Raw genomic sequence first — 4,473 nt, forward strand, 5'->3', positions numbered from 1 at the left:
CTCTAAGCCAGTACCACATGATGAGTTCTTTTTTATGTGCACCGAAGAAGCGCCGGTATCGGTAGATTATGGTGATCCATTGGTAAGCAATGTTCTTGGAGTTACAAATCCTGTAAAGAAAATTGGTGAAGCAGCACATGCTGTTGGAGCTATCTTTATTGTTGATGGAGCTCAGTCTACCCCACACATGAAGGTTGATGTACAGGACATTAATGCAGATTTTTTTGCCATGAGCGGACACAAACTCTGCGGCCCTATGGGAATCGGCGCTCTTTACGGTAAACGCGCTTTACTCGAAGAAATGGAACCTTTCCTTCGCGGCGGTGAAATGATTGAATACGTTACCCGCGAAAAGGCTACCTGGGCAGAAGTTCCTCATAAATTTGAAGCTGGAACAGTAAGTGCTGGAGACGCAGTTGGTATGGCTGCAGCTATCCGTTATATTCAGTCCATCGGCCTTGAAAATATTGAAGCGCACGACCGCGAACTTGCACAGCGCATGCTCGACGGAATGAAACAGATTCCTCACATCAACATTATTGGCCCTAAAGAAGCATCTAAGAGATGTGGAATCGTTACATTTACACTCGACGGCGTTCATCCGCACGACATTGCTTCCCTTCTTTCAGAAGAACATATTGCAATCCGTGCCGGACACCACTGTGCACAGCCTCTCGGCCAGTACCTTGGTCAGACAGCTACAGCACGTGCCAGCCTTTATTTTTATAATACCGAAGAAGAAGTTGACATCTTCCTTGAAAAGGTTTCAAAACTCCGCGAGTGGTCAGGCTATAAAGACTAGACAATTTATACCGCATGGAAACAATTTTCAAACCAAACTTGTTTCCGTACAAATCCAATGGTATAATATCAGTTAATGAATTTAAGCTATCGAATTCTTGATTGTCATATTTTTGAGTCTTACATGGCTCTTGAAGGATGGGAAAGTTTCCCGATGCTCAAATCTTATACAACTGACGGAGAATTTTCTTTTCTTCTTAAAGACTGTAGTTTTATGATTTTTGACTACCAGCCTTCCGACGGACTTTTAAAGGCAGTTTGCATTTACAGGATGATTGGAGACTGTTTATCAATTGAACTGTTTGAGGTTAACAAAGATTACAGAGGCCTTGGAATCGGCACCTACGCCATGGAAAGGCTGATGATTGAAACTGGAGCCAAAACAGTGTATCTTGATGCAAAGAATGCAAATGCAGAAATATTCTGGAAAACCATCGGAATGAAAAAAATCGATAACCAGACCTTCTGCCTCGAAGATTGAAAAAAAAACGGCTCAAGCGAGATTCATCGAGCGACTTTATGGAGATATAATAAAATTATGGACACAAAAGAATTATACAGAGAGATTCTCAACGAACACAACATAAATCCTACACACAAAGCTGATATGGATTCTCCGACATTTTGTCTGGAAGGCGTGAATCCCAGCTGCGGCGATCAGATTACCCTGCAGATGAAGCTTGGCGAGGACGGAAAGATTATTGATGCCAGCTTTACAGGAAGCGGCTGTGCAATAAGCCAGGCTTCGGTAGATATGATGGCAGACCTCGTTATCGGAAAAACAAAGGAAGAAGCCCTAGAACTTGCAGATATTTTTGACCGTATGATTAAGGAATCTGTAACAGAAGAAGATCTTGAAAAACTGGATGAAGCCGCTGCCCTTCAGGACATTTCACACATGCCTGCCCGCGTAAAATGCGCAATGCTTGGCTGGCGCACAATGAAAGAGATGCTCACTACACCTCTTGAAACAAAATGAACTTTATGATATATTAAATATCACTTCGGCGCTTTAGCTCAGCTGGATAGAGCAACTGCCTTCTAAGCAGTAGGTCGACAGTTCGATTCTGCCAAGCGTCACTTAAAACTGCCTTTCTAAGGCAGTTTTTTTGTTTTAAATTATTCTAATGGAATTTTTACTGAACCAAGATAAAGAATATTACTATAAACAGATGTATAAGTTTGATCCTGTCCTACAGCTACAGCAAACATACTTACATACCAGTCTGCATCAGAAGAAGTACCGCTTGTATTTACGTCTGCTTCATCACTTTTAGGAAGATATTTTGAAGAAAAATTAAAGTTAGTTTTATCAGGAAGATTTCGTACAGGAATTACACGAGAAGGATTTCCGTAAATATTTGAGCCGTCTACAGCAATTTGAGAAAGATAAATCCCATGATAATCGCTGAGTCTTATTGTAATCTGTTGATTACTGCCTGTTGTAGGAATTAAAACAACCTGATCATCATAACCAGCCCCACGAAGCGGCTGAAAGCGGTAAGACTGAATAAGTTTATCTGCAGCAGAGTTTGTTGAATCATCTCTATTTGAAGCTGTAATTAAATCTTCTGCCTCTGTTTTTAATCTTGCAGAACTCTTGTAGATTTTATAATAAACATCAGTTCCCAGAAACTTTATTGTATCGTAATCCTTATCAGTTGTATAAAAGGAAAAATAATTATCAGAATATTCAATTGATGAACAATCCGGCTGATGAATTACCTGAGTTGGAGCATCAAGAACATAAAACGTATCCAGCCCGCAGGAACTGTTAAATAAAATAAGGTATCCCGTAAAAAGCAAAGAGAAGATTACTCCTTTTTTACAGAATACCTTATTCATATATATCAAATTTCAGAATGGATTATTCGATTTTTCCGTCGTTCTTAAGAGCAATAAGTCTTGACTTAGCAAGCTGAGCCCATGAATCTCCAGAAAAATTGTCATTAAGTTCTGTATAAGCAGCAGAAGCACCAGCAAAGTCACCTTTTGTTTCAAGAACGCGACCGTAGCTGAACAATGCGTGAGCTCTCATAACAAAGTTCTTGTTATCTGCAGCAAGCTTATAATAAGTTGCAGCATCATCAATATTACCAGTTTCTTCAGAACATACAGCTGTGTTGAAATAGCACAAAGGAGCAATATAAGACTTCTTTGACTTTTCTGCTGCAGTCTTCCAGTAACCAGCTGATTCAGCATACTTTTTCTGCTGGTAAGTAATATCAGCACAAAGCATGTTAGCACGAGCTCCAGTAATTCCACCTTTTTTTGTATAAGCCGAAGCCTTTTCAAATGCAGTGTTAAGTCTTACTTCTGTTTCTTCATCAGTAAGACCAGAACTCTTATCTGTTAATTCGAATGTAATTTCATCAATAGCCTGCAAACCTTTAGCTTTGTTGCTGTTTGCAATAGAAGCACAAACTACATAGCCTGCCAAAAGACATACGAATGCAATAAGAATAGCAATGAAAGCTACCTTGCGCTTCTCGATAAAACCTGCAAGTTTTTTGCTTGCGGTCATTTCTTCGTAATCTGCCATTTTATATAAACCTCAATTTATAAAAATTATTTCCGTTCTATCTGCAGTTCATTCATCAGTCTGATAACATAAGTTCTCTGAATTCCAAGAACAGAAGCAGCCTTAGTCTGGTTCCAGCCGTTTTCGGAAAGGATTCTTATGATATATTCACGCTTGAAAGCATCCACAGCAGTTTTAAGAGTTTTGTCTCCGCCGTCTTTGCCGACAGATTCAACAGTTTCTCCTACTGCAGGAGTTCCTAAAGTAAAGCCTAAATCACTTTCTGTAATTACAGGCGGATTACCTACTATAAAAGCGCGCTGTACAGCATTTATTAATTCGTCTGTATTTCCCTGCCAGAAATGTGTAAGCATTGCTGCTTTTGCACCTTCAGAAAACTCAGAAAAACCAAGTCCAGATTTTTTACTGAACCTTAATAAATATGACTGAGCAATTGGAATAATATCTTCTGTTCTCTGGCGCAGCGGTGGAACATTAAGAACCACAGTACTAAGCCTTGAATAAAGCTCAGACGAAAAAACACCCGATGAAACTAAAACTTCAAGTGGATGTTCAACTGTACAGATTATTTTGAAACTCAGATTATTTGCTGACTGTTTTTTAATTAAATCCAAAAAAGCAGCCTGCATAGATTTTGAAAGCGTTTCAGCAGAACTTACGAATAAGGTTAAGCGCTGACCGTATAAAATCATACGGCTAACAGTTTCAAAACTATCTATAACCTGCGCCTCGGAAAATGACCTGCAATTTATCTCAAAAAAATAACTGGTACTTTTGTCAGCACCAGCTGATTTAACTGCGGAAGAATGGATGTGTTGTGCAATGAGACGCTTGCCCGTCCCCTTCTCGCCTATGAGTAACACCGAAGCGTTATTCTGAGAGAGAGTCTGTACAAGCGAACTCATTTCCTTTGCAAAACTGCTTTGCCCCGCAAAAGGAGTTACTTTCTTTTCCATTCCCACCGCAATCTAATCTAATTAGTCATTCTTCTGAGACTTTAACATATCTCCAAGTGTATATGCGCCGTCATCATCGTCGCCTGAAGTTGACATATACTGAGAGATTTCGTCGCGCTGCTGCTTTCTCTTGAACTCACGTACAGAGAATGCAACCTGCTCCTTGTCTACTTT

Annotated in this window: 6 protein-coding genes and 1 tRNA gene; 4 read left to right on the top strand and 3 right to left on the bottom strand. The window is 39.8% G+C overall.

Going from position 1 to position 4,473, the window contains the following annotated elements:
* From K6D58_RS09220 to K6D58_RS09235, 4 genes are all read left to right on the top strand, one after another.
* Positions 1-802, top strand: an 802-nt coding sequence (locus K6D58_RS09220; protein ID WP_296830001.1) for an aminotransferase class V-fold PLP-dependent enzyme, incomplete at its 5' end; no start/stop codon positions are given.
* 75 nt (positions 803-877) lie between these two features.
* The gene (locus K6D58_RS09225; protein WP_296830002.1) at positions 878-1,282 is read left to right on the top strand and encodes a GNAT family N-acetyltransferase; all 405 of its coding nucleotides are present in this window, start codon (positions 878-880) and stop codon (positions 1,280-1,282) included.
* A gap of 57 nt (positions 1,283-1,339) precedes the next feature.
* A complete protein-coding gene (sufU, locus tag K6D58_RS09230) occupies positions 1,340-1,780 on the top strand; it encodes a Fe-S cluster assembly sulfur transfer protein SufU (RefSeq protein WP_296830004.1) in 441 nt (146 codons plus the stop codon).
* Positions 1,781-1,807: 27 nt separating this feature from the next.
* Positions 1,808-1,881, top strand: a tRNA-Arg gene (locus tag K6D58_RS09235).
* 39 nt (positions 1,882-1,920) lie between these two features.
* Here the strand turns inward: K6D58_RS09235 and K6D58_RS09240 are convergent.
* The 3 genes from K6D58_RS09240 to K6D58_RS09250 are packed head-to-tail and all read right to left on the bottom strand — an operon-like array spanning position 1,921 to position 4,299.
* Complete coding sequence (locus K6D58_RS09240; RefSeq protein ID WP_296830006.1) at positions 1,921-2,646, bottom strand: hypothetical protein; 726 nt, start codon at positions 2,644-2,646, stop codon at positions 1,921-1,923.
* 22 nt (positions 2,647-2,668) lie between these two features.
* Positions 2,669-3,343 (bottom strand): tetratricopeptide repeat protein, encoded by a 675-nt coding sequence (locus tag K6D58_RS09245; RefSeq protein WP_296830008.1) that lies wholly within the window; start codon positions 3,341-3,343, stop codon positions 2,669-2,671.
* A 26-nt stretch (positions 3,344-3,369) separates the two neighbouring features.
* Positions 3,370-4,299, bottom strand: a complete 930-nt coding sequence (locus K6D58_RS09250) for a sigma 54-interacting transcriptional regulator (protein ID WP_296830010.1) — start codon at positions 4,297-4,299, stop codon at positions 3,370-3,372.
* Between the last annotated feature and the right edge of the window lie 174 nt (positions 4,300-4,473).

Source organism: Treponema sp. (assembly GCF_024696245.1).
Lineage (GTDB): Bacteria > Spirochaetota > Spirochaetia > Treponematales > Treponemataceae > Treponema_D.

What these genes read in the sequence shown, in the direction of transcription:
- K6D58_RS09225 (WP_296830002.1), top strand. Translation starts at nt 878, where the DNA reads ATGAATTTAAGCTATCGAATTCTTGATTGTCATATTTTTGAGTCTTAC.
- sufU (WP_296830004.1), top strand. Translation starts at nt 1,340, where the DNA reads ATGGACACAAAAGAATTATACAGAGAGATTCTCAACGAACACAACATA.
- K6D58_RS09240 (WP_296830006.1), bottom strand. Translation starts at nt 2,646, where the DNA reads ATGAATAAGGTATTCTGTAAAAAAGGAGTAATCTTCTCTTTGCTTTTT.
- K6D58_RS09245 (WP_296830008.1), bottom strand. Translation starts at nt 3,343, where the DNA reads ATGGCAGATTACGAAGAAATGACCGCAAGCAAAAAACTTGCAGGTTTT.
- K6D58_RS09250 (WP_296830010.1), bottom strand. Translation starts at nt 4,299, where the DNA reads ATGGAAAAGAAAGTAACTCCTTTTGCGGGGCAAAGCAGTTTTGCAAAG.